This is a genomic window from Spiroplasma kunkelii CR2-3x (assembly GCF_001274875.1).
In the GTDB taxonomy this organism is placed as follows: Bacteria; Bacillota_I; Bacilli_A; order Mycoplasmatales; family Mycoplasmataceae; genus Spiroplasma; species Spiroplasma kunkelii.
This window is the reverse complement of the sequence record NZ_CP010899.1, coordinates 781,138-806,297: the sequence shown is the minus strand read 5'-3', so window position 1 is coordinate 806,297 and position 25,160 is coordinate 781,138. Positions and strand designations below refer to the sequence as shown.

The following is a 25,160-nucleotide window of genomic DNA, read 5'->3' as shown; positions in this document are numbered from 1 at the left end:
CTTATGAAATTTGATTTAACTAAAATTAAAAAAATAAAAAATCTTAAGGATTTAGAAATATATTTATTTAAAACATATTTACCAAAAAATGGTAATCGGATTATTAAAGCAGAATTATTAAATTTAATTCATACTTATTTTCCAACCGTAACTTCTGACCAGGCAAATCAATTTATTACATTATTAAAAGATAACCGGGTTATTTTTCTCCGCGGATATCATTATGTTGGTAATGAAACATTAGAATCATTTAGTCGACAAGAACAAGAAAAAGAAGACATAGTTGAACCATCTGTGTCGCCTTCAACAAAGTCAATTGCGAAGTTAAGTTCTAATTTTGAACAAAAAGAAAAATCTGAACCAACAGCAAAAGTAACATCACAACGCAAAACAATTGATTTTAGTAGTCTATCTTTCTCAGACCGGTATCTCAATTTTATTCAGTTATTATATCCAATTAAAAATGAAAAGGAAAAACCTGTAATTGCTTTACATGATATTCCTGATTTAATAGTTAATAATTCTTCTAATGAAGAAAAATATTTTAAATTTAACAAACAACATATTATGACAAATGATGACGATAATTATATTGACCCAACAAAACGGAATATTATTTTAAAAGATGACCCTGAACCAATTGACGAAGAACCTTCGGAATGAACAACTGTTAAATCAGAAAAGTTAACATTTGATTTTTCTAATCCAACTAGTTTTGAAGCAATTTGACGAAAAATGAGTATTAGTCAATATCGAAAATATTTTTTATCATATCATCAAATTAGGTCGTTTCAGTATCAAGGGTTGAATAAGTTTTTTATTGATTATTTATTATCTTTACCAATTAATGATAAATTAATTACAAATTATTATAATAATGTAATTGTGAATAAAAAAATTTATCAAGCTTTGTATGATAATTATTTACGAAACCGGATTAAGTATACCTTTTTAATTGATTATAATTTATTTTATGATGTTCCTTTAATTCAAAAGAACCTTGATAAATATCATAAAGAAGTTAAAATTGCTGCTGAAAAAATTATTCTTAATTTATTTATGCAATTTTTAAGTTCAATTTTTAATGTTAATGAAAAAAAATTACAAATTATTCCAGAAGTTATTAGTCAAATTAAATCTTTTTATTGATCATTTAATCAAAAAATGCATTTATTTGAATTTAAAGATTATATTTTTTCAACAAACCCAAAATGAAAAGAAGAATATGCAATGAATTTTATTAACTTTTTTGAAGGATATAAATTTATTTCAAATCAACAAGCAATTAATTTAATTATTGATCATTTGGAAAGTGATAAACTATTAGAATTATTAAAAAAAAATATTAATAAAATTAACTTTAAAAAAACAACAATTAATGACCATGTCCTATGATATGATGTTAAAACTAGTTGTCATTTATTAGATAATGAATTAACATATATTAAAGGAAACTTATTAAATAATATTCAAACTATTTTCGAAAAGACAATTAGTTAAAAAGTGCTATTAAGATTAACTTAATAGCACTTTTTTAATTAAATATTTATAAAAATATTATTTTATAACATTTTATCTACAAATTGTTATACTCTTTTAAAGTAATTATTGGCCGATGTCATATAGTTTTCTACTGTTTTTAATGATTCACTAGTAAAATGTTTAATACATCAGTCATAGTTTTAGGTGTAGGTGATGTTAAAAAAAAATAATCGCCGTTGTTAAATACATATACTTGCGATGAATTACTTTTTCTTGCTCCTTGTAATTTAATAAAACTATCATTAGGAAATAATCAAGTAGGTTTTTTAAACCTAGCATTATATTGATAATGATCACCTTTTCATTTTTTAGTAGGATTAAGAATTAAACCTATTTTATATAATGCATCTTGAATATCTTATTGCATTTCATCAGTATCAGCACTATTTAGCCGAAAACCATATATTGCTATTTTTTTATCTTTATGTGCTAATACTACACAACTTAATAATGCTATTAATTCATCAATAGAATATGTTTTACCCCGCTTTACGACTACCTGCTAAATTAATCTTATTTGCTATATATTCTGTATTATTTAATAAAATAACTACTATTCTAGTGAGATAACTATATTCATATAACATTGCCATTATATATCACGACCATTCGTTATATTAATTACTGGTGGAGTATAATTTATTTCAGTTTCATTTTCACTGCCATAATACTGTGCATATACTTATACATCCCCTTAGTTTCATTTAAGAGATATAATTTTATATTATTTTCTAATATTCGTATTTTCATTTTTAAGGTATTATAAGCAATAATATTGCTATTTTTAAGACTTGCATATTAATCTTCTTCTAATTCACAAAAGATTAATAAGGTTTCTTTTGTAGCAAGTTTGTAATTATTTTGTATACAATAATCATCAAATTTACTTATTTTTACATCAATATTCCGCTTTTTTGCATCTTTTCACCAATTAATTCCCACTTTTGCCATCTTTTTTACCTCTTTTGTCATCACCATTCTACAAAAAAATATCAAAAAGTAAAATAAAAAAAGACTTTTGCAAGTCTTTATTCTTAGTAATTTTTAAACAAGAGATTAAGGGTTGAATAATTCTACTTGTATTAAATTACATCATCATCTTAACATATTTTAATAAAATGTCAATAAAATTTTAATTTTAATGCATAAATATATATTAAGAAATGATTGAACAAATCTTATGAAAAAGAAAAAATATAAACATTTTATTCTTGATGAAAGATATAAATTAAAAGAATATTTAGAATGCGAAATATTTAAAAATAAAAATGGTATACCTAATTATTTTAAAATAGGAAAAGTAATGAATAAAAGCCCTAATACAATTAGATTAGAGGCTAAAAAACTTAAAGAAGAATATGATCCTGAAAAAGCACATAAAGATTATAAACGAAAGCGTAAAAAATCTATTAAATATCTAATAATTTCAAAAAAAGTTGTAAATTATATAAGAGAAATTTTAAGTAAAAAAATTTGGTAGTCGAAAAAAAGCTTATTTTTTATAAAAATTATAAATAAAGTAATTAAATACAAATTAAATTAATCGCTTATTAGAGCGATTTTTTTAATTGCATTATTCATCAGATAGTATCTTTAAAATTAAAAATTAACCTATTTTCTCCATCTGTGATTTATTATATTTTTTCGGTTTAACAGCTAATAATATCATTTTTTAATAAAGTGTAGTATACCACAGACATTTTAAAGATTACAAGAAAATAACAAAAATAATAAAAATATTTATTTATAATAATGTAAAAAGTGTTTAAGCATCTTTAATTACCTCATTTATTTTAGGTAATTCTTCTTTATAAAATTGAATAACAATATTAGAGTTAGAAACATTTATATCTTTAACATATTTCTCAACATATAACTTTTTACCCCCGCCATATTTGTCATTTAATAAAGCCAATTCCAATTCTATTTCTAATTTATTTATCATATCTTCAATAAAATCAGCAGTTTTTGTATCAATTTCATCTTTTCAATTATCAAATGGTAGTTTTAAATAGTATAAATATGCTCTTTTATTACTTAATTTGTCTCCTTTTTTCCTCAAAAAGTCCTTAGTTTTCCCTGAAATAGTCTTAAAAGTTACCATTTTTTACTTCTTTTTGCATATTAAAATTGCTATTATTTAAATAATATGTTTAAATAAAAGAGTAATATAAAACTTATCAAGAACTAAAAACTTAACAAAATGTATTAAAGAACTTAATATTATTTTTATTATGTTTATTTTACATCAAAATAAAAAGAAAGTAAACTTAATTACTTTCTTTTTTTTGATATAAACAGTTTTAATAGACAAAAATTACTAATTGTTTACATTATAATTTTATAACTTTAAAAATAATTGTCAATAGTTTTTTAAAAAATAGTGTATAAATAACTTTAAAAAGATTGGAGACAAAATATATGAAAGATTATACACATGTAAAATATGATGAACGAGATTTATTTGAGGATTTATTATCTTCTAATGCTTGTAAAAAGAAAAATGGAACAATTAATATGTCAGAAATAGCACGACAAACAAATCGTGGAATTAATACTGTTAAAAGAGAAATTAATCGATTTAAAAAAATAGAAGATTATACAGCAGTTGAAGCACATAAAGATTATTATAAAAAACGAAAAAAATGTATTAAAAAACTACCTGAATTTACAGAAGAACAATTAAATTTTATTCAAATTAGATTTAATAAATATCGTGATACACCTGAGCAACTTATTTATCGTTATTTTTTTAAATTTAATGTTAAATTTCCTGCTTGTGTTAAAACTTTTTATAAATGAGTTCGTTTGGGTGAGTTTGGATTAAAAAAAGAAAATTTACGATATAGGGGTAAAAAATTTAAAACAAAAGGAAAAAAAGATAATCGTGGTCAATTAACTAATTTTAAATCAATTTGAAACATTGAAAATAAATTTTCTAATGTTGGATGATTTGAAATGGATACTGTTGTTGGAAAAAACCATCAATCTTCTCTTTTAGTTTTAATAGAACAATCAAGTAAAAAATACTTTGCAATAAAATTAGAAAATAATACTGCTAATGAGGTTTTTGAAAAGTTTAAAGAATTAGTTAAAGTAAATAATTTAATTGGGAAAATGAAAGGAATAATAACTGATAGAGGAAGAGAATTTTATAAATGAAGAGAATTAGAAATATTCGCTGAAACACAAATATATTTTTGTGATGCTGGTAAACTTCGTCAAAAACCTTTAATTGAATATATGAATAGTGAATTAAGACATTGATTTTATAAGGGAACTGATTTTAATAAAGTTAGTCAGAAAAAATTAAATTGAGTAGTTAATGATGTAATTAATGAAAAAATACGGCCCTGTTTAAATTGAATAAGTGCAAAAGATATATTTTTACAGAATATTAAATAAATTTATTAAAATTACTTAATAAATCCTTTTTAGTGTGCTTAAATATGGTTAAATTAAGCTATATTTATAAAATATTTTATTTTTTTAAAAAAGAGTTGCATTTATTTTAAATGATGTTATCATCAAATTAACAAGAGACAAAATTTGCTGTTTGAATATACTTGATGCATTTAATTGATATATTATTTTGGATAATTTCTTTATATTGTGTTGGTTTGGTATTTTGATTGTTGTTTGCTTTGCAGTGTGTTTATTTTGTGTGATGATTGTGAAAAAATATTTTTTATCAGTTAAACGCTTTTCGGTTAGTTCAGTTTATTTGAGATAATCTGTTATCAGTTATTATTGGTAAATTAGGAACTGGTAAAACATTACTTTTAACTTATTTATTGCAAACTATGAAATTATTGACAGATGAAATTTATAGTAATTATCCGTTAGAAGATGATAAAGTTAAAGTTTTAACATTTAAAAATTTAGATTTTACCGATAGAGTTTAGGTTGACAATACAAATTATAAAATAAGGATAAAACACCACCAGCTATTTTTGCGAATATCATAACTATATTGATTATAATATTATTAGGAATTGTTAACTTTAATAATAATTCATTAAAATCATTATTTTTATATGTAATTAAAATAAAAATTTAATTTCATGTGAAATTAAAATTAAAAATATGATAACATCTAAGATATATATGACCATGTTTAAATATTACTTGGTAAATGATAATTAGTTATAAAAATTTAAATTAAATAACATTTATATTAACTAATTAAAATAGTAATTACTTATTATGTTATTTAATTTAAATTTTGGAAAGGAAAAATGAGAGCAATTGTTTTATTATTGCTGGCAAGTACATTATTTCCAAATTCAATGACATATTATTATTTTCAAAGCCAAAGTAACAAGTTACAACAAGATAATTATGCAATGAATAATATAAACCTAATGCGAACAAAATCTGTTGCTCCAATTTATCCAACTTTTACAAAAACTTTTAATAATGGTTTTTACAATTACCAAGTTCGCCAACAACAATCAGCTGTTAAACGATATGAATATGCGATTGATATTTCACAATATGCCAACAATAACAATGAATTTTTTAATTATTATAATTCAATTAACATTGACTTTAGTTTAAGTTTTTTTCATCATAGTGATTATAATAATACGATAACCAAAAAGATCCAAAATAAAAGTAGTGCTTACCCAGATAACTATAGTTCTTTTATTGGGCAAGTTAATTCACGTGGAGCAGATAGGGGTTGGAGTACTGATTGAAATGATTTTTTAGCAGTTTATAGTAAAATTTTTAGCGATGATACCAATACTCATGAAGGAATTGCTTGAGATTATCAAGTTAGTGGAAATATGTTTTATTTTTATGTTTATATTGTCGTTGTTGCTGGAGGAAATGACAAACCAACAAGTGCTGGAGCAGGGGTAAACATTAAATCATTAACCTTTAATTCTATTCATGATGCTAATAAATTAAAAAATAAATTAAATGCTGCCTTAAGTAAGACATTAGATTTTACATCGGATTATTCTGGTAGTTTAACAGATGCTCGTAATATTAATGATCCGTCGGGTCAGGATAATGATTTACCAACAAAATTAAATGAAATCATAAGAGAACAACTAGGTAATGAATATAGTAGTTGAAAAAATTTTATTTTACCACCGGCCTTTTCTGATCAAACCCGAAAAGCAACAACTTTAATTAAATTTCGTGACCCAGAAACTACCCAACAAGAAGTATGAGAATTTTTAACTCCAATTAATATTCGCTTAAGTAGTGGCTATTGAGTAAATGAAATTTCAAAACGATTACATATTATTCCAGGAAAAATTGTCGATAAAAATGATTCAACAAAGGGGATGGTTACTGATGAACCTGAAACATTAGTACCGCCAAATATTGCTAAAAGTTATGGTGGAAAATATCGTTATTATACTTCAGTGGGAATGGAATTTGATGCTTTAAAGCAAGCTGATGATGGAACAATTAATCCGGAATATGTTGAAATTAATGGTCAACCAGTTTCAGTACTAGATAATAAATTTAGTGCAACGTTAGAAGACACCCGCATTAATGGTAAAAATAACCAAAATACTTATTTAATTGATATTTACTATGAGGATAGAGCTTATCAAGAAAAATATACCGTTGAAATTGTTATTGAAACCCTTGTTCCTAATCTACAATTAAAATGATATGCTTGAGATCCAAATAATAATCCTGATCAAGCCGAACTGGTGAAAAAGACCTTACCAGATGGTAAGCCCAATCCAAAATATGACTCGGAAATTAATCCAAACACTGGAACTAAAACACAAATTTTGTGAGTTAAACATAAGTCAGAAGTGCCAACGCCACTTGACCCTTTAAATAAAAATGGAGAAGTAATTGACCCAAAGAAAAATCCACAAGATTATGACTTAGGTTTTATTGCAGAAGGTTCAATTTCCGAAATGGGAGTGAACCAAGTTTTTAATGATGTCAATATTAATTCAGTTTATCGCCGTGCTGTTAATGCTAACAATTTATTAGGGGTTGCGAATCCTACCAATCGTCAAAAAAACCAACAAATTCAATCTGATCAAACAGGTAATTATTGAGCAGATACTGGAATTTGACATTATACTGTAACAATGGCAGATTTAACAACTGCCCAAAAGTATGTGATTATTGGTGTAGAATATCAAAATAAATATCCTCGCTTTTTAGATATTATTAACAATAATCAAGCGGTTGAATTTTGATCAACTATGCATGGAATGCATTTAAAAAATTATTTAGTTGATATTAAAAAATTAAATACTGAACAAATGTTAGCTTTAAACTATGAACAAGTAGCTAGTTACTGAAAAGAATATGCTAGTGATATTATTGCCCAAAAAGTTCCTCCCGATCCAAATCCAGCAAATTATTATGATATTTCAGGAAATTTCCCAACAATTAAAATGAATGAAATTGACACAACTAAAATCCGTACCTTAGTCCTAGCTTATGCCCAAAATTATATTAATCAAAAAGTAAGCGGTGCTGTTTTAGGCAATGACTATGCGGTTGTTACGAAAGATGGGTTTGATATTAGTAGTAACCCAGATGCTTTACAACCATTGCTATATAACACAACAAGCCCAAAATATCTTTATATTAAAATTAAAGCAAAACCGTTATCATCATTACTAATTGGGGAAGCAAAGGGAAGCATTAAAAATTTAAAAAATTATGACCCCGAAAAAGTAGTTGATTTATCAAAAATTAATTTTAAAAATGGGAAATATAATTTTGAAGGTTATACTGTTGAAAAAATAAAACAATGAATTATTGGTAATATTAATAAAGGTTTATATCCAAAATATTCGCAATTAGTTTTTAATCAAGATTATGGCATTTCAATTAATAACATCCCACCTGAGGATGATAACGATAATAATGTTCCTGGATATTTTGATGATATTTTTTTTAAAGACTTTTTAGATAATACAACACAAACAAAGAAAATAACTATTTTTTTATATGCCAATAATGCTAGTGATTTAACAACCGGAATGACATCATTTAGTCTTGAAAATGATGTTAATGCAATTGTTCCTCCAGATATTCCTCCAGGACCAATTGATCCAATTGATCCTAATAAACCAATTATTCCGGAAGATAATTCAAATAATGGTTCTGATAAAAGATACTTGCGATGATTATTACCAGTTATTATTATTCCAATAATTGGAATAATAATTGGTGGAGTATGATTTTACTTTCGATTTAAAAAAAGAATCCGCTAGAAGTATTGAGATAACAGAAAAATAATTGTTAATTTAATTTAAATTTGGAATTAATTTGATAAAAGCATTATCGTGCTTTTTTATGTATTATTAATATAGTATTTTTCTTTTTCGTAAACTGACTATTATATGATGTAAGGTACCATATATATTTAAGACCACTAAGGTGGTTTTTATCGTTAAAAAGATATTTTAAGCAAAGGAGTATTTAATATATGGAAAAAATTAATAATATTGTTAAACAAATAGAACAAGTAAAACAAATCTGTGGTGATGATTTCAAAAATGATCTAACAAAATGGCACATGAGACATTAAAAATGGTTTATGAAGAATTAAAAGAGGCCCAAAATGGAAACAATTAAAAAATTAGTAAATGAAGCACTTGCTGAATCTTGAAGAGATGGAAATAATATTGTTGAAGATGAACCACATAAATATAACAGTTTGGAGGAATAATTATTCCAAAGAAAATGCAAAAATTGGTCAGAAGAAACTGCAATAGAACATGATTTAGAACCTTGTGATTGTATTAGCGCGGGGTGGTGGTGAATTATGTTGTGCTTGTTGTGAATAAGCAATGTTTGGATCAGAAGAAGATGAATAGTATATTTTAAAAAATATTTATTTAATATAAAATAAAAAGCTAGGGAAAAAATTATGAAGAAACTATTAAAAAAATAAAACAACTAAAAGAAATTAAAAAAATATATCAATATGCTGTGCGATGAGCAGCAGATATTCCACATATTAAATTTAAAAAAAGTACAACATAATTATTTCAAAATTTATTAATTTGCACTTCTATTACACGATGCCAATTATTAAAATGCTAAAAATGATTTGCTATTTTAAAAATTTTGTTAAATTTTTTAAATTATCAAAAATTATCATTTTCAACAGTTCCTAACAATATTATTAATTAATTTAGAGAATAAAATATGATAAAATAAAACAAGAAAGGAACGATAATCATGGCAAATAAAGTATTAGTAATTTATGGAACGGTTAGTCCTAATGAAAAATCATATTCAAAAGCTTTAGCAGCTCGTTTTCTTAAATATTATCAAGCAGCAAATGCAAACGATGAAATTATTCTTTTAGATTTAAACGAAACCCCAATGGCCCTTAAAACACTTACGCGTGATAATTTTGGCACTTATTTTAATGCAGAGGATACTGATGTTTATATTAATCAATTAAAAGAAGTGCAAAAAGTTATTGTTGTATGTCCAATGAACAACTTTAATGTTTCTGGCTTAATGAAAAATTACTTAGATCATGTGTTAGTTGCAGATAAAACATTTTCATATAAATATGCAAAAAAAGGTGATGCAATCGGGTTATTAACAAATTTAAAAGTACAAATTTTAACAACTCAAGGAGCTCCTTTTGGTTGATATCCATGGGGAAATCACACCGAATATTTAAAAGGAACATGAGAATTTGTTGGTGCTACTGTTAATAAACCAATTCTTGTTGCAGGAACGAAAGTTGCTCCAACCAATGTCCTAAGTCCAGATGAGTTAATTGACCAATATGATGAAGAAATTCAAAAAGTTGTTAAAACATTTTAATAAATAATAATTAAAAATAATATTTAAAGAAAATTGCAATGAAAAGAATCGAATTTATTAATAATTTAAAAGTTATTGCTAATGAATATGCAGATTTTAAAGCAGAATTAGATGAAAAATATAAAATATAGCAAAAAGTTATCTCAAATGATAATAATCTAAAAGAAATAATAATCTTAGAAGAACTATCAGACATTAAAAATTTTTATAATGAATTATTTAATGGGGTAGTTTTACAATATTTTCACAATTATAAAGATAAAGAAAATATTGTAATCTGAAACTGATAGCAAAAATGAAAACATATTACAAACAGGTAATTCAATCTTTTATACAGGGGTAATAAAACATGTCTCAAATGTAGTATATAAATCAGCAAGATTAGAAAAATTAACTAAAGAACAAACGATAAAAATTTATAAAGAACATATTGCAACACAGTAAGAACAAAACCAAGAAATTGAAAATAAAAGATAAAAAGAGCAAAGTGCTCTTTTTATTTGTTTAAATTTAGTTAAAAAATAAATTTAAAAACTGCTAGTTTATACTAGCAGTAGTGTAAATAATAAATTTGGGCCTTGTCTGTTTTTAATAATAAACTAATAACTTATTGTGCTCAAACAGAAGTTATAATTTGAGGAACTACTTCAATTAAGTTAATACCAACACTATTACCCTGATCATATGATGGAATATTTCAGACATATCATTGTGCAATTAATAATGCAGCAACAATTCCCGCGACAGTTACAATTTCTGGGATTGTGCTTAATAAGGCTGCAATAACTCCGCCAACTTATCCTAAATCATTTTGAACTTTGGTTAATAAAGCATGATTTAAGTATAAGTGTGAGTAAACAAAATAATAATCCCATTTTTTAAATTTTTAATATTTGTTAGATTAATATTTGATTTATTATTTTGATAAAATTGTTGATATGTTATTCCTAGTTTTTCCTCGGTTTTATATTATGTGCAGTTTTATTGTATGTATTATTGAAAAATGTTGTATTCGATAATAATAATGCCGGGGTAGTTGCCAACGTAATTGATTCAACACCAACTAAGATATTTTTATAACCAAACATTATTAATAATCTCCTGTAAAAATATCTATATTGACACCGTAAATATTATTTACACTTTAATTATATCCTTATCATTTTATGGCACAATTAATTTAGTGATAATTATTAAAATATCAATTTTTTTCCCATTTTTAAGCTTAAAATTGTAAATAATTTGCCTTTTAAAAAAATAAGTTATATTTACTTCCTAAATTATAAGTGAAAGTATAAATATTAAATTTTAAATATTAGGATAATTAATGCAAATAAAATTATTATCTAAATCTTTTTTGTTTATCCTAAATTTGGTATAATTACTTTAGTTAAATGGGTGATTAGATGGAAAATAACAAGTTTAATTATTATAATTGAGCAAATAACAAATGAGGGAAAAAGTGACAAATATCACAAGAAACTAAGCAACGGTTATTAACTTTATTGGGAAAAATCCACTATGTGCCATTATGAAAACCAGTTGATATTACAATTGACTTAGATACTCAACAGTTAATTATTCCAAAAAATCTTGCTTTTTTAGCACAAAAATATCAATTACCACAAACAACATATTATCTTTTTAAATATAATAATATTAATAACATTATGCTAGAATGTAATTACATTATTAGTAATTATTCAAAAATTATTGAAGCTAAAATTGATCAAAATTTTGTTTCATTAAAATGAACATTATCATATGGTGCTTACTTTTTTAAAGAAATTACTAATTATATCCTGGCACAAGATACAATCTTAGAAACTTATCGGGAAACAAAAAATCGAAAGCAACGATTATTATTTCGTTTTCAAAACCAACGTGCATTTAAGAAAAGTAAATGAAAGGAAGAATAAATTTTAATGAAAATTCGGTTAGACCAGTTAATGGTTAATAATAATTTAGCTCCTTCACGTGAAAAAGCTAAAGCAATGATTTTAGCAAACAATGTTTTAGTTGATAATGTCCCAGCTTTAAAACCAGGTGAACTAGTAAAAGAAAATAGTATTATTAAATTACGTGGTGAACCATTAAAATATGTTTCCCGAGCAGGGGAAAAGTTAGCCAAAGGTTTAACTGCTTTTAATTTAACCGTTAAGAACCTAGTTTGCCTTGACATTGGTGCTTCAACTGGTGGTTTTACCGATTGTTTATTACAAAATCATGCTAAAAAAGTTTATGCTGTCGATGTTGGGACAAACCAATTAGCTTGAAAGTTACGCAATAATCCACAGGTTGTTTCATTAGAGAAAACTAATTTTCGATATGTTACTAAAGCATTATTTGCCCCTGATGAAATTGAATTTGCTTGCTGTGATGTTTCTTTTATTTCATTAGATAAAATTATTCCATCTTTAAAAGATATTTTATTATTAAATCATTATGCTTTTTTCTTAATTAAACCACAGTTTGAGAATACAAAAGAAGCTGTGAAGAAAGGAAAAATTAATCATAAAGCAACTCACTATGATGTTATTAAAAAAATATTTACTTTAGGTATTAATAATGGTTTCAGTGTTATCAATTGTGACTATTCTCCAATTTTAGGAAATAAAAAGAAAAACATTGAATTTATTTGTTTATTACAACGAACAGTAAATCCGATTAATTATATTGCCGACGAAGTTATAGCAACAATAATTGAAAATACTTGAAATACTTTATTATCATAATAATATTTTAGTATATAATACTCTTATAAAAGAAGGGAGGAAGCAACTTTTATGGCAGTAGGAAGAATGAGCGGCGATGTTAAAAATTTGCTTGCAAAAGATCATCTTCAAGTTGGTGACAAAGTATCATTTAAAGCTGATATGGTTGATTGACAAGATTTTGAATTAGCAACCATAATAAAAGAATATAAAGTTATTTCCGCAGTACCCAGTATAGATACCAGTGTTTGTTTAACACAAACAAAACAATTTAATGAAACAATTATTAGTAAATATCCTAATTTTCAATTAATAACAATTTCACGTGATTTGCCATTTGCTTTGAAACGAGTATGTGAAGCTTTTATTAATTTAAACCATATTCTATTATCTGATACTAATTATCGTGAATTTGGAACACAAACAAAATTATACTTTCCATTTAATAACTTATTAGCACGAAGTGTAATGGTTTTAGATCAAGACAATAAAATTATTTATTTACAAATTGTTTCACCAACTTCTTCTGAACCAAATTATGAAGAAGTTTATCAATTTTTAGATACTATTTAAAAATAAAAACTTGTAATGAAATAAAAAAATGTTTCTTTTAACTAAATATTTCCAGTTAAAAGAAACATTTTTAATTTAAATATTGAGAACATTCAATATTTGAAAAATAATATTTATTTAACTTAATTTGTTAAATTGTTCTTATAAAAAAGATATTATTGAATTACAAGCAATAGCATTACTTGCTCCAATTGCCGAAAAACTAATTGCTCCTAGAATTGCTAAAATTTTTTTCATTTTTTATATGTTTCCTTTATATTCAATTAATATTATCGATAATCTTATTGTATTTTTTTCAAGTTTAAACTTAAATTAAATAATTATAAATTATTTTAAATAAAATAAGTTATTTTTTTAATTTTTAACATAAATTACCAAATTATTTCATCAAACCCTTAATAATCAACATTTTTGAAAGGAATAACATTGTTAATTTTTACTAAAAAATATATACTAAAATTTGTATTAACCCTTAAAGATAAGTTTTATCATTCATCGGCATTAATGTTTTTACTATTGGCGCCGATAATTTTTTGATAAGAGAGGTGTTTATTACAATTATTTTATGAAAGGAGAACACAAAAACTATGGCTTTCGAAAATAACAATTCAACTGAAACAAAAAAAAGATTAGCAATGCCAGATAGTGTCTTCATTGGCTGCGAACAACATGCTGAAGAATGTAAAAAATGTGCTGCAATGCAAGAATCACAAAAATCAATTTTATCATGCCAAATGTGTGAACAACCGGTTTTTTTCTGTCGCTCAAAACCTTGTGAGTATAAATTGCATTGTATCAATCCGGATTGTATTAAATCAAAACATAACTTTGTTTTTGTTGGCAAAAACAATATTAATAAAACAAAAAAATATTATGATCAACAATTACAAAAATAATTTAGGGAAAACTAATACTTAAACCTTCTTTCTCAAGAAAGTTTTTAATTTCTTAAATTTAGTATAAAATTTTTTTATAAAATGCATTTTGTAATCGAAGTGCAACGAATCAACTTTGAAAAGAGTTGATTTTTTAATGGAAAGAAAACATTATTTTATTTTGCGTTTTTTAGTAATTAAGTATGGAAAAGATAATATTATTAATATTGTTAATAAGATTACAAAACAGAAGATGACATTCGTTTTATTCGACGTTTAACACGTGTTTTATCAGAATGGGGGCAAACAGTTGAAAGTATTATTAATCAGTATTTAACAACAGTAAAAATAATGCATGAGTACTTTGTTGAGCAAAGTATTAAATATGCCGATATTATTGTACCATATTATGAAGAAAATGAAATTGCAATTGATATTATTGCAACAAAAATTAAGGTGTTATTACTTGATAAAAAATAAAAAATCCCATTATTATTGCTTTTTTTAAGGTATAATAATGATTGTTGTAATTAAAAAACAGAGAGGAACAGAGAGAACACCATGAATGAAGAAATTTTGTTAACTAAAGAGGGAATTAAAGACTTACAAGAAGAATTAGATAATTTAATTAATGTTATTCGTCCCGAAGTTATTGAAGAGTTAAAAGAAGCTCGTGCACAGGGAGACTTATCAGAAAATGCTGATTATGATGCAGCACGAAACCGTCAAGCAGAAGTTGAAGGACGAATTAAAGAAATTGAATCACTATTAACAAAAGCAAAAGAAATTAAGGAAGTTAAATCAAAAACAGGAATTATTAAATTGGGAAGTACAGTAACATTTACTAATTTATTGATTAATAAAAAATATGAATTAAAAATTGTTGGTGCTGTTGAAGCTAATCCTTTTGAAAATACAATTTCAAATGAATCACCAATTGCAAAAGCTATTATTGGCAAAAAAGCTGGAGATTTAGTTGAAATTAAGGGAATTCAAGAACCTTATAAAGTTAAAATTTTAACTGTAGAATAAATAATAAAAAAAACAATTTTGTATTGACATTGTCAATATTTTTTTTTTTTTTTTTTGCTAAAACAAAAATGATGTTCCAACTGAAATTTATATTTTAGAAGATTATTAACTGTAATAACACATTAATAGCATTTTTAACTTTTATCATTGTATTACTCAATCCAGTTCAAATAGAATCCATGTTATCTGAAATAGTAAAGTATCTGTACCTAGAAAATTAACAGCTGTTGTATTATTTTTTCCATACTTAGTTACTAAAAACCGCAAAATAAAATAATGTTTTCTTTCTGACAAAAATCAATTCCTTTGTTATTTTATTGAACTTTATATTATAATTTACAAAAAATATTATTAAATATTTAAAAACGGAAAATTATTTTCTTTGTTTTGAGGATATCATAGAATTATCTTAGTGTTGTCTAAGAAAGGAAGGAGTATAAAAAAAATGAAAAAACTTTTAAGTTTTAAGTACATTAACAATTGGATCAACTGCTATTTCAACAGAATATGCAATGTATACTTACAATTTAGAAAATAATAGTAAATTATCAGGAGAATGAAATTATGGCGGAAAATAATTTTATTGAAAGGATAATTATTTAATTACTAATGTTAGGAAACCAAAATTAAGAAATTTTATTCCAGTAATTTATGATACTGAAGTACAAATGAGGAAGATAAAACTGCTTTAGAACAAAGTAAAAAAGTTCTTGAAGTATAAATTACATATGATGCAACAAGTCACAATACTAGTCTTAAAGCAGAGATAGAACTAAAAAAACTAAAGATTAATAAGTTAACAAAATAATCACAAGAAAAAGTTTATACTTTGGAAATGGAAGTTACTTAGTTAAAAGCGAAGTTAGCAGATAGTGAACAAAATAAACTTTCTTTAGAACAAAAAAAAAAAAAAGCTTGAATCTAATTTTAGATAAAGTTATTGAGGAGAAAAATGCTTTAGAAGGTGACTTTAAAAGCGGCACAAGAAAAAGTTACTGCATTAGAAGCATAATTTGCTGATTTGAAAACTAAGTTAAAAGGTAGTGAGTAAGAGAAAGTTAATGAGTTAACAGAAAAAGCACAAGGATAATTAATAAAAAAGTTGCAAAAATAATGTTGTAACTTTTTTATTCAAATTGAAAGAAAAAAAGAAATGAAAAAATATTATCATTATATGGAATGATTAGTATTATTGGACATAGTATTTCAACTTCAATTGTAAATATTTCACATCAAAATCAAGATAAAAATATTATTATTATTTCATAAAATGAAGAACAAAATAAAGCAACTAAACAATTTGGAATAAAAATAGAATATAAAAATATAAATGAAGATTCAAAACCTAATGATTATTATAAAAAAAAAAAAAAAAACAATAAATTTAAAAAAATAACAAAGTAATGATGGAGTAAAATAAACGTTTGATGATACCTTATTTTAATAAATATTTATTTACTAAAATAAAATTTCTAAGAAAAAGATAAATTTATGTTTTTTAATTAATTTAATTATAACATAAAAGTAATAATTTACAATAAAAAAATAATAATTCGCAAATTATTTAATAAATTTATTTTAAATCATTGATTTTTACTTTAAATTAAAATAATAATTATATTTTTTTTTATTTTTTTGTTTAATTTATTAAGATAAAACTCAATTAAATTAACACCATTTTCTTTTGCCATTTTTTATTGCAATCATTTTTTTAAAAACTTTTTTACTATATGATTTAGCACTATATCCTTTTAATAATTTTACATTATGCGAAATTTGTGGTTCAGTATAAGACCCTATATATCAATCCTCTTTATAAATTTTAATACCCTCAGAATTATTTTTGATATATTTAATGAAATCTTTGATTTTATCTTTTTTATCTTTTAAGAATGGATATTCTTTAATATTTTTTCTTGTAATTATTTTTTTTAAATATTTTATTGTTTCATCAGGATTGCCATTTTTAAATAATTTATTCATATCTAATTATGAACAAATATTATTTGTTTAATTAGAAATGAAATTATTATCGTTGAAACAACAAAAAAATTTAACTGATGGTGGCGCTTGATTTGTTGGGTTGTTAATCTTAATTTCTTTTTTTGATATTATTAAAATTAGTTTAGATAGTTATCAGATTGCACAAGAAACAAAAAGATAAAATAATTTTTTACAGTAATTAAATAACAATGATGATAAAATAAGAATAAGACATAGTAGTTAAATTTTATATGTATAATGTTTAATTATAATAAAAATAATTTTTATTTATTTTAAAAATAAAAAACAAAAAAATTATTATAATTTTAACAATTTTAAACATTTTGTATTATACCACATACATTTTAAAAATTACAAGAAAATAACAAAAATAATAAAAATATTTATTTATAATATAAAAATATCATAAAATAAATAAATAAAAAATACAAAATTAAACAAACTAAAAATTAGTTTAAATACAAAAACTTAATAATTTAAATTTTAAAAAACCGAATTCCTAACTCAACATCCGACTTATGTTTTGCTCTTTTACCTTCTGCTGTTCGTTCTACTGATTTTGTTTTTTAAATTTCATAATCCGTTATATCTTGAAAAATCCCAATTCGCATAATAAAAAACGATTAAAAAAATTAAACCCTTTCTTAATAACTGGTTTTTTCAATGAAATTGGAATAATAATTCCACTTGCTAACTGGTTAATATTATTTCAAATCATACCCTCACGCTGAGCAGTAAACAACGCACGATTACCAAAATGTCTCGCTAAAACAATTCACGGTTATTTTACCACTATGAACTTTTTTCTCATCGTGAGGACTAGTTTCATCAATATACAAATAACTTTCATCAAATAAAATAACACTATCATCGGGTGGAACTGGTTTTGTTCTATCTGTAAAATCTAAATTTTTAAATGTTAAAACTTTTACTTTATCATCTTCTAACGGATAATTACTATAAATTTTATCTGTCAATAATTTTATAACTTGCAATAAATAAGTTAAAAGCAATGTTTTTCCAGTTCCTAATTTACCAATAATTACCGACAACGAATTATCTCAAATAAATTGAACTAACCGAAAAGCGTTTAACTGATAAAAAATATTTTTTCACAATCATCACACAAAATAAACACACTGCAAAGCAAACAACAATCAAAATACTAAACCAACACAATACAAAGAAATTATCCAAAATAATAAATTAACCAAACTAAACAAAAGCATTGAACCACTAATATAACAATAGTTTTTAAAGAAAAATATAAACTTTTTCATTATTTAAAATACCCAACTATCTTAAAAACCATTCACATTAAAAACCAAGTAAAAGACCAAATCACAATTCAAATACCAACCATTAAAGTTAAATATTCATTTTGTGTTAAATTCCACATTGTAATACTTTCAACATTCGTTTTATCTATAAACAAAAATATATGAATAAAAAACTCTTTTAATTTAATTCAATCATTTTGCATATTTAAAAACTCCACATTTTTTGAATAAGTTTAAAAAACATTCCAAAAAACAAAACAATAAATAACACAAACGATATAATATATAAAAACTCAGGACCATTTGCACCAATAATATAACTAACAAATTGAACTCAATAATCATATAAACTCATTTAATTTAAATCTTCCAAATCTTTAATTAATTGTTGCTCTTTTTCAACAGTTCAATTTATTAAATTATTATTGTTATTATTTGCTTTTACTTTTTTAGGTTCACTTGAAAATAATGCTTCTTTCATTTTAGTAAAATAATTTTGTTTATATTGATTATATAAATTGATTAATTCTGTTCCAGTTAAATATTTTCAAATATTTCGCTTTAAATTTTCATCATACTTTATAATAGGCTAAGAATTATCATAAATCAAACCGATTGCTACTTGCTCTAAATGTTTTTCACTCGAATAAATAAACTTATTACTCAACCAAAAACCAATATGGCGATTATGATTGGGTAAATTAATAAAACTTGCTTTATCTGTTGTAAAAGGGATAAATTCCTTACTAATAAAATAATTTTCTACATTCTGATTTTTCTTAATATAATTACTCAATTTTATCAACTCCTTCAATTTGTCAATATTGAATTAATTTTTCTTTTTCAACATCAAAATCCACCTTACATTCAAAAATATATTTCATATACATAATATTCGAAAAAATAATACTTATAAAAGCAAATACAGACATAATAATTTCAAAGAATGGAAAATCTTTACCATAACTTAATATTGAAATATAAATAAAAAAACTTAAAATAAATAAATTAATAATATGTCCAAAAAAACAAATCAAATTTAATCAAAAAATATCATTAATAAAATTTTTATTTATTTTTTTATATTCCTTAGTTGTTTTAAATTTCATATCCATAATATAATCTCCTAACTAAATATTTGTTTAATAAACAATGTTATAAATAATGTTTATATAATGTTTATTTATTGTAATAAACACTGATTATTAACAATGTTATAAATAATGCTAATATATTGTTTATTTAATGTTTAATAAACACTGTTAATAAACATTGTTAAATATATAAAATAATAAAAATTGGCACACTGAAAATAACTATTAAGAACTTTAATAGTAAATATAATAAGTTCATTTTTCTATTTAATAAATTCATTTTTTACATCAAATCACATATAAAAAATAGTGTGCCACAGTTAAAATATATGATAAATAATAAATACTAAAATTCTTTAACCATAAAACGGAAAAAGCTTAATACTTTAATAATCAAAAAAATTGCAAACGGAATTAAAATAATTCACGCATCGCCTAAAAAAACCATTATCTCAGGTAAAATATTTGTTATACCTTCTTTAACTTTTCATAATGCACTAGTTAATCCAGTTCAAATACCAGTCATCCCCTCAGTCATAGTTTTAGGTGTATTTGCTAAAAAATTAACTGCTGTTATTAAATACATATCTAACATTATTTTTTATCCTTCTTTCTTTCAATTATTTTTTTATCTTTTTTCTTTCCTCGAATTTGTTTAATTTTTTGAAAAATTGATAAACCAATTCAAGCAAAAATCCCCAATAAAATAATAATACTAAATATTATTGTTAATCAAGTTGGCACAATATAACTCCCTTCTAAAAAATTAAAAAATTGAAATTTGCAAACTCGCTCCGCTCGCTGTCTCTTCGCTCCATTAAAAAACATTATTGAATAAATTATTCCGCTAATAAATTACGCGGAATAATTTATTCTTTTACTTTTTAATTTCAATATCTTTTGCAATCTTATTAACAGTATTAATAACATTATCTTTACCATACTTTTTTACTAGCGACTGCAAAATAAAATATTGCTTTGTTTGCATAATTTCAACTCCTTAAATTAAAAATATTAAAAAAATTTACTTTCCAAAACTGTAAAAACCAAAAATACAAAATGTATGTGGTTTCTACACAATTTTAAACATTTTAATATTTGTCATTGATAATTAAGACAAAATACGATATAATAATTTTAGTTGTAAATAAACAATTTTTAGAAATTAAATATGAAAATAGAGGTGGAAAATAAATGATCGGCGTAATTTCAACAGCATATTTCACAATGAAAGATAAGCACAGTATTAAAACAGTAAAAAAATATTGGTGAAAGAACTGTGTAATTCAACATGTTAAATACCATGGAAAAACTTTCATTATAGCAACAGTAGGATATGGTAAAGCAAATGCTGCAATGGCAATTACTTACTTATTAGAAAAATATCCTGGTTTACAAACAATTTTAAATGTAGACTTAGCATTGTCAACAAACGATAAACATGACACAGGAGACACAACAATATCAACAAAATTTATTTATCGTGATGCTGACTTAACAGTTTTTAAAGATATTAAATATGGACAAATTGTTAATGAACCTGAATCATTCCAATTCGATGGTGAATTCGCTAAAGTTGTTAAAGACTTTAAATTAGGGTTAACAGAAGGAGTCACTGGAACAGCAGATATGCTGATTTATAACTCAAAACAATTTAAGGAAATGGTTGATAAATATGGGCATACTATTGATGTAATTGATACTGAAGCAGGGGCAATTGCACAAGTTGCTAAAAAATCAAGTATTAATTATATTGCTTTAAAAATTATTTATAATAATGCATTATCACCATGAGATAATGATCCAATTCATAAATTTAAAATGTATGAAACAGTTAATACATTAAAATATTTATTAAGAAGATTATTTAACTTATTAAGCTCAAATTATATTATTGATTTATCACAATCTTCACAAGATGATTTAGATTCAATTAATGAATTATTTGAAATTAAACATGACCAATGAATTAAATTATTTAAACCAAATACACATAAAGTATTATCAGGGTTTGGGCCTTCATTAATGTTAGTTGATAAACAAGAAAAAACTCCTGTTGCATTAGATATTATTCAAGTAATGCGTTCAAAAACAAAAGAAGCAGAAGGACCAAGTAAAGTAATTTTAGGGGAAGATGAATGAAAAAATGCTCCTAAAAAATGATTACGTAAATTATTATTTTTAGAACAAGTTCGTTTCAATGATGATGAATTATTATGAAATAAATCAGCAAAATATGATTTAAATAATGAAAAATTATATAAAATTGAAACAGTTGCAAATGAAATAGCAGCAACAATTGCTGAAAAATGTCAAGATAAATCATCATATACATATAATGGTGCAACAGTACAACAAAAATACTTATTAGTAAATTGTGATGCAAAAGTTTCGTTTTACATTACCCATAATCAATCACATGAATTTGTGGAAGATAAAAACTTTGGAACACAATTAGTAAGTAATGAATTTGTTAAATACTTAAATGAATCATTGAAAGATGTTGACTCACCATATCAACAAATTGTTGTTTATATGACAATTCCAGCATTAGATTATCGAAAAATTCCAGTGTTTATTCCTTCAAACAAAGGAGCAAACAGAGGTGTTAAATTTGGAACTTTAAACCAAAAGTTACAACGAGATTATACTGTAGTTGATATTACAAGAAATGATTATGATCCAATCAAAGTTGGTTCATTCAAAGTTACAATTCGTTTAAAAAGTGAATAATTAATTAATTTTATTAAAAAACAACCAAAAGGTTGTTTTTTAATTTTTAAATAATGTTATACTTATTAGTAATAATTAAGGTTAAGAAAGGGGATGGAATAACAAAAAATGGTTAACGAAGAAGAAAAAAGCTTAACAGCAGAAGGATATAGTAACAACACTGGAGTTAACCCTGATAGTATTACAAACAAACCATCAGATTTTTATCCGAAAGAAAAAACAACGGAAAGAAAAACCCGTAGTCGTGAACGGATTTCACGAAAAGAATTTAATTTACGTTTTAAAGATTATTTTAAATCACGTTTATTCCGTGATTATGCTTATATTATTTTTGCTGCTTTTTTAGGAATGGCTAGTTATGATTACTTTATTGCAGTAACAACAAGTAATGGAATTACTCCAAGTGGAATTGGAGGGATTGCCCGTGGAATTGCGGTTGGAATTTGACCAAACCAAGATCAGTTACAAATGCAAACAAGTATGTACTGAGTTTTTTATTTTGTGTTTAATATCCCATTATTTATTTTTGGTGTAATTAAAGTTGGACTTCGTTTTTCTCTTCGTACAATTGTTTATATTGGTTTGCAAAATGGTTTTCACTTTGTATTTGCTTATATCCCAATTATTAATCCGCAAAAATTATTTTTTATTGTTAATTATAATAGTTTAAATATTTTTAGTAATTATGGTGGAATGTACCAGATTTGATTATATGTTTTTGCAGCGGTAGCAGGAATTTTAAATGGAATTGCTTATGGTTTAGTTTATAAGGGGGGAGCATCAACAGCTGGAACTGATTTTGTTTTTGCTTATTATTCAGCTAAAAAGAAAATTTCAATTGCTAATTATAATCGAATTGTTAATTATATTATTATTGTTGTAATGTTAGCAATTTACACAACATTATTAAGTCGTAGTGAATTAACAAGTATTTATTTTGGAAAAAACTGAGCAGCACATATTGATCAAATTCAACGCCTTGGTTTTAAAATTGATGATGGTGGTTTATATGGTAGTGATTTCACTAGTCATAAAATTAAATACTTCTTTGGTCCCGCCTTATTTGCTTCATATTTATTTGTCGTAGTACAAGCAATTACAATTGATATTATCTTCCCGAAATTTAAATATCGTAGTTTAATGGTTATTACTTCAAAAGCAGATGCTATTGTCTCAGGGTTAAAATATGTTCATTATCCTAATGATATTATTCGTTTACCAGCACGTGATCATTATGAAGGCAATGATCTTAATAATGAAGTTATTATTGTTTCCACTTCATTTTTAGAATATAAGAAAATTAAAGCTGCGATTATTGTTTCTGATCCAGAAGCTAAAATTTTAGCTCATAAACTAGACAAACTTATTGCTAATTATAAAGTAGATAAATATTAATCTTTTTGGCTGTTATGTATTATTTAAGGGTTTTAATTAATATCTTAGAAATTGTGGAATAAAAAATACTACTTACTTATTTAGAATGTATTACTTTTAATTTTATTGTCAATATATTTTTATATTTTTTTAAATTTTTCCATGACAAAAATACATTTTTATTAAAGTTATTTAATTTATTAGATAAAATTAAAATGAAATGTGTAAAATGAAGTGTAACAAATCTTTACTAATTAAATAATATAATAAAAAATAAAAAAATCAACAATAAATTTAAAAAAATTAAAAATATTTTTAATTTTTCTTTATATTTTACATATATTTACACACTAAAAAATAATTAGAAAATAATTTTCTTAATTCACTATTCATATATTTAATTAAAGGTTAAAATAGAAGATTGATGGTTTTTACCAACAACAGTATCCATTTTAAATCATCCAACATTAGAAAGTTTATTTTAAATGTTTCAAATTGATTTAAAATTAGTTAATTGACCGCGATTATCTTTTTTTTCCTTTTGTTTTAATTTTTTTACCACTATAACATAAATTTTCCTTTTTTAATCCAAATTCACCTAAACAAATTCATTTATACAATGTTTTAACAGAAACCGGAAATTTAACTTCAAATTTCAAAAAATAATGATAAATAAATTCTTTCGGAGAATCATGATATTTACTAAGTCTAATTTTCATAAAATTAATCTGTTCTTCTCTAAAATTACATCTTTTATTATTCTTTTTTCTTTTCTCATAATACATTTTATCTGACTTATAAGGACTATATTCTTCAATCGTTTTAAAACTATTAATTTCTCGTAAAATAGTACTACTATGTCTATTCAAACATTTAGCAATTGCAAAAATATTCTGCTTACCATTATTTTTTAAAAACATTTTTGATAATAATAAATAATTGCTCTAATTTAACCTTATCCATAAAACTTAAATGACTATACATAACATTTATATACCTTTCATTAACTTATAAAATTTTTAATATTTAATACGAATAATTAATATATAATTGATATATAATAAAATCAATTATATATAAAACAATAAAAAAGAACAATATATATGAAAAAATTACTTAGCATATACTAACATATAATATTATTCGACA

Annotated in this window: 23 protein-coding genes and 5 pseudogenes; 16 read left to right on the top strand and 12 right to left on the bottom strand. The window is 23.7% G+C overall.

Features of this window, described 5'->3' with window-relative positions; translation table 4 throughout:
• The first annotated feature begins 3 nt into the window (after positions 1–3).
• Positions 4–1,500, top strand: a complete 1,497-nt coding sequence (locus tag SKUN_RS04460; protein WP_053391024.1) for a hypothetical protein — start codon at positions 4–6, stop codon at positions 1,498–1,500.
• Between the two features lie 840 nt (positions 1,501–2,340).
• Here the strand turns inward: SKUN_RS04460 and SKUN_RS09300 are convergent.
• Positions 2,341–2,493: a hypothetical protein gene (locus tag SKUN_RS09300; protein WP_158500777.1), complete on the bottom strand. Its 153-nt coding sequence runs from the start codon at positions 2,491–2,493 to the stop codon at positions 2,341–2,343.
• A gap of 229 nt (positions 2,494–2,722) precedes the next feature.
• Here SKUN_RS09300 and SKUN_RS04455 point away from each other — a divergent pair.
• Positions 2,723–3,013 (top strand): annotated as a pseudogene (locus SKUN_RS04455) (IS30 family transposase); the annotation flags it as partial.
• A gap of 294 nt (positions 3,014–3,307) precedes the next feature.
• Here the strand turns inward: SKUN_RS04455 and SKUN_RS04450 are convergent.
• A complete protein-coding gene (locus SKUN_RS04450; RefSeq protein WP_053391022.1) occupies positions 3,308–3,646 on the bottom strand; it encodes a hypothetical protein in 339 nt (112 codons plus the stop codon).
• A 317-nt stretch (positions 3,647–3,963) separates the two neighbouring features.
• Between SKUN_RS04450 and SKUN_RS04445 the strand changes: the two genes are divergently transcribed.
• From SKUN_RS04445 to SKUN_RS04405, 8 genes and pseudogenes are all read left to right on the top strand, one after another.
• The gene (locus SKUN_RS04445; protein WP_053391021.1) at positions 3,964–4,947 is read left to right on the top strand and encodes an IS30 family transposase; all 984 of its coding nucleotides are present in this window, start codon (positions 3,964–3,966) and stop codon (positions 4,945–4,947) included.
• Positions 4,948–5,111: 164 nt separating this feature from the next.
• A pseudogene (locus SKUN_RS04440) lies at positions 5,112–5,441 on the top strand (hypothetical protein); the annotation flags it as partial.
• A gap of 339 nt (positions 5,442–5,780) precedes the next feature.
• Positions 5,781–8,756 (top strand): Mbov_0399 family ICE element protein, encoded by a 2,976-nt coding sequence (locus SKUN_RS04435; protein WP_053391019.1) that lies wholly within the window; start codon positions 5,781–5,783, stop codon positions 8,754–8,756.
• 973 nt (positions 8,757–9,729) lie between these two features.
• On the top strand, positions 9,730–10,332 hold the full coding sequence (locus SKUN_RS04430; RefSeq protein WP_053391018.1) for an FMN-dependent NADH-azoreductase: 603 nt from the start codon (positions 9,730–9,732) through the stop codon (positions 10,330–10,332).
• A gap of 578 nt (positions 10,333–10,910) precedes the next feature.
• The gene (locus SKUN_RS04420; protein ID WP_235510943.1) at positions 10,911–11,189 is read left to right on the top strand and encodes a hypothetical protein; all 279 of its coding nucleotides are present in this window, start codon (positions 10,911–10,913) and stop codon (positions 11,187–11,189) included.
• 549 nt (positions 11,190–11,738) lie between these two features.
• Positions 11,739–12,251, top strand: coding sequence for a hypothetical protein (locus tag SKUN_RS04415; protein WP_053391017.1), 513 nt, complete (start codon positions 11,739–11,741; stop codon positions 12,249–12,251).
• 6 nt (positions 12,252–12,257) lie between these two features.
• The gene (locus SKUN_RS04410) at positions 12,258–13,067 is read left to right on the top strand and encodes a TlyA family RNA methyltransferase (protein WP_053391016.1); all 810 of its coding nucleotides are present in this window, start codon (positions 12,258–12,260) and stop codon (positions 13,065–13,067) included.
• A gap of 51 nt (positions 13,068–13,118) precedes the next feature.
• Positions 13,119–13,619: a thiol peroxidase gene (locus SKUN_RS04405; protein WP_053391015.1), complete on the top strand. Its 501-nt coding sequence runs from the start codon at positions 13,119–13,121 to the stop codon at positions 13,617–13,619.
• 141 nt (positions 13,620–13,760) lie between these two features.
• On the opposite strand, the gene SKUN_RS09295 is transcribed toward SKUN_RS04405, so the two are convergent.
• On the bottom strand, positions 13,761–13,856 hold the full coding sequence (locus SKUN_RS09295; RefSeq protein WP_235510942.1) for a lipoprotein: 96 nt from the start codon (positions 13,854–13,856) through the stop codon (positions 13,761–13,763).
• A gap of 350 nt (positions 13,857–14,206) precedes the next feature.
• On the opposite strand from SKUN_RS09295, the gene SKUN_RS04400 reads away from it, so the two are divergent.
• From SKUN_RS04400 to greA, 3 genes are all read left to right on the top strand, one after another.
• A complete protein-coding gene (locus tag SKUN_RS04400; protein ID WP_053391014.1) occupies positions 14,207–14,515 on the top strand; it encodes a hypothetical protein in 309 nt (102 codons plus the stop codon).
• Positions 14,516–14,752: 237 nt separating this feature from the next.
• Positions 14,753–14,974, top strand: coding sequence for a nucleoside/nucleotide kinase family protein (locus tag SKUN_RS04395; RefSeq protein WP_327196286.1), 222 nt, complete (start codon positions 14,753–14,755; stop codon positions 14,972–14,974).
• Between the two features lie 81 nt (positions 14,975–15,055).
• The gene (gene greA, locus SKUN_RS04390) at positions 15,056–15,526 is read left to right on the top strand and encodes a transcription elongation factor GreA (RefSeq protein ID WP_053391013.1); all 471 of its coding nucleotides are present in this window, start codon (positions 15,056–15,058) and stop codon (positions 15,524–15,526) included.
• 1,668 nt (positions 15,527–17,194) lie between these two features.
• On the opposite strand, the gene SKUN_RS04380 is transcribed toward greA, so the two are convergent.
• On the bottom strand, positions 17,195–17,509 hold the full coding sequence (locus SKUN_RS04380) for a hypothetical protein (protein ID WP_053391012.1): 315 nt from the start codon (positions 17,507–17,509) through the stop codon (positions 17,195–17,197).
• Positions 17,510–17,561: 52 nt separating this feature from the next.
• Here SKUN_RS04380 and SKUN_RS11335 point away from each other — a divergent pair, with 52 nt between their 5' ends.
• Positions 17,562–17,690 (top strand): hypothetical protein, encoded by a 129-nt coding sequence (locus SKUN_RS11335; RefSeq protein WP_268794798.1) that lies wholly within the window; start codon positions 17,562–17,564, stop codon positions 17,688–17,690.
• 319 nt (positions 17,691–18,009) lie between these two features.
• Here SKUN_RS11335 and SKUN_RS04375 read toward each other — a convergent pair.
• From SKUN_RS04375 to SKUN_RS10640, 7 genes and pseudogenes are all read right to left on the bottom strand, one after another.
• Positions 18,010–18,810, bottom strand: a pseudogene (locus tag SKUN_RS04375) (hypothetical protein); the annotation flags it as partial.
• Positions 18,810–19,013, bottom strand: coding sequence for a DUF2649 family protein (locus SKUN_RS04370; protein ID WP_053391011.1), 204 nt, complete (start codon positions 19,011–19,013; stop codon positions 18,810–18,812). The gene SKUN_RS04370 and the pseudogene SKUN_RS04375, both read right to left, overlap by 1 nt.
• A gap of 2 nt (positions 19,014–19,015) precedes the next feature.
• A complete protein-coding gene (locus SKUN_RS09290) occupies positions 19,016–19,165 on the bottom strand; it encodes a hypothetical protein (RefSeq protein WP_158500776.1) in 150 nt (49 codons plus the stop codon).
• Positions 19,166–19,606: pseudogene (locus SKUN_RS04365) on the bottom strand (DUF3627 domain-containing protein).
• Positions 19,599–19,925: a hypothetical protein gene (locus tag SKUN_RS04360; RefSeq protein ID WP_053391010.1), complete on the bottom strand. Its 327-nt coding sequence runs from the start codon at positions 19,923–19,925 to the stop codon at positions 19,599–19,601. Before SKUN_RS04360 ends, SKUN_RS04365 begins: the two are co-directional and overlap by 8 nt.
• A gap of 325 nt (positions 19,926–20,250) precedes the next feature.
• Positions 20,251–20,499 carry a hypothetical protein gene (locus tag SKUN_RS04355; protein WP_053391009.1) on the bottom strand — a complete coding sequence of 83 codons (249 nt, stop codon included), beginning with the start codon at positions 20,497–20,499 and terminating at the stop codon, positions 20,251–20,253.
• Complete coding sequence (locus SKUN_RS10640) at positions 20,499–20,732, bottom strand: hypothetical protein (protein WP_053391008.1); 234 nt, start codon at positions 20,730–20,732, stop codon at positions 20,499–20,501. The genes SKUN_RS04355 and SKUN_RS10640 overlap by 1 nt, the downstream gene beginning before the upstream one ends.
• A gap of 366 nt (positions 20,733–21,098) precedes the next feature.
• Here SKUN_RS10640 and fib point away from each other — a divergent pair, with 366 nt between their 5' ends.
• Together fib and SKUN_RS04340 are read left to right on the top strand one after the other, a co-directional pair.
• A complete protein-coding gene (fib, locus tag SKUN_RS04345; protein ID WP_053391007.1) occupies positions 21,099–22,637 on the top strand; it encodes a cytoskeletal motor fibril protein Fib in 1,539 nt (512 codons plus the stop codon).
• Between the two features lie 108 nt (positions 22,638–22,745).
• Positions 22,746–24,032: a YitT family protein gene (locus SKUN_RS04340; RefSeq protein ID WP_053391006.1), complete on the top strand. Its 1,287-nt coding sequence runs from the start codon at positions 22,746–22,748 to the stop codon at positions 24,030–24,032.
• Positions 24,033–24,420: 388 nt separating this feature from the next.
• On the opposite strand, the pseudogene SKUN_RS04335 reads toward SKUN_RS04340, so the two are convergent.
• Positions 24,421–24,995: pseudogene (locus SKUN_RS04335) on the bottom strand (IS30 family transposase); the annotation flags it as partial.
• Positions 24,996–25,160 lie beyond the last annotated feature (165 nt).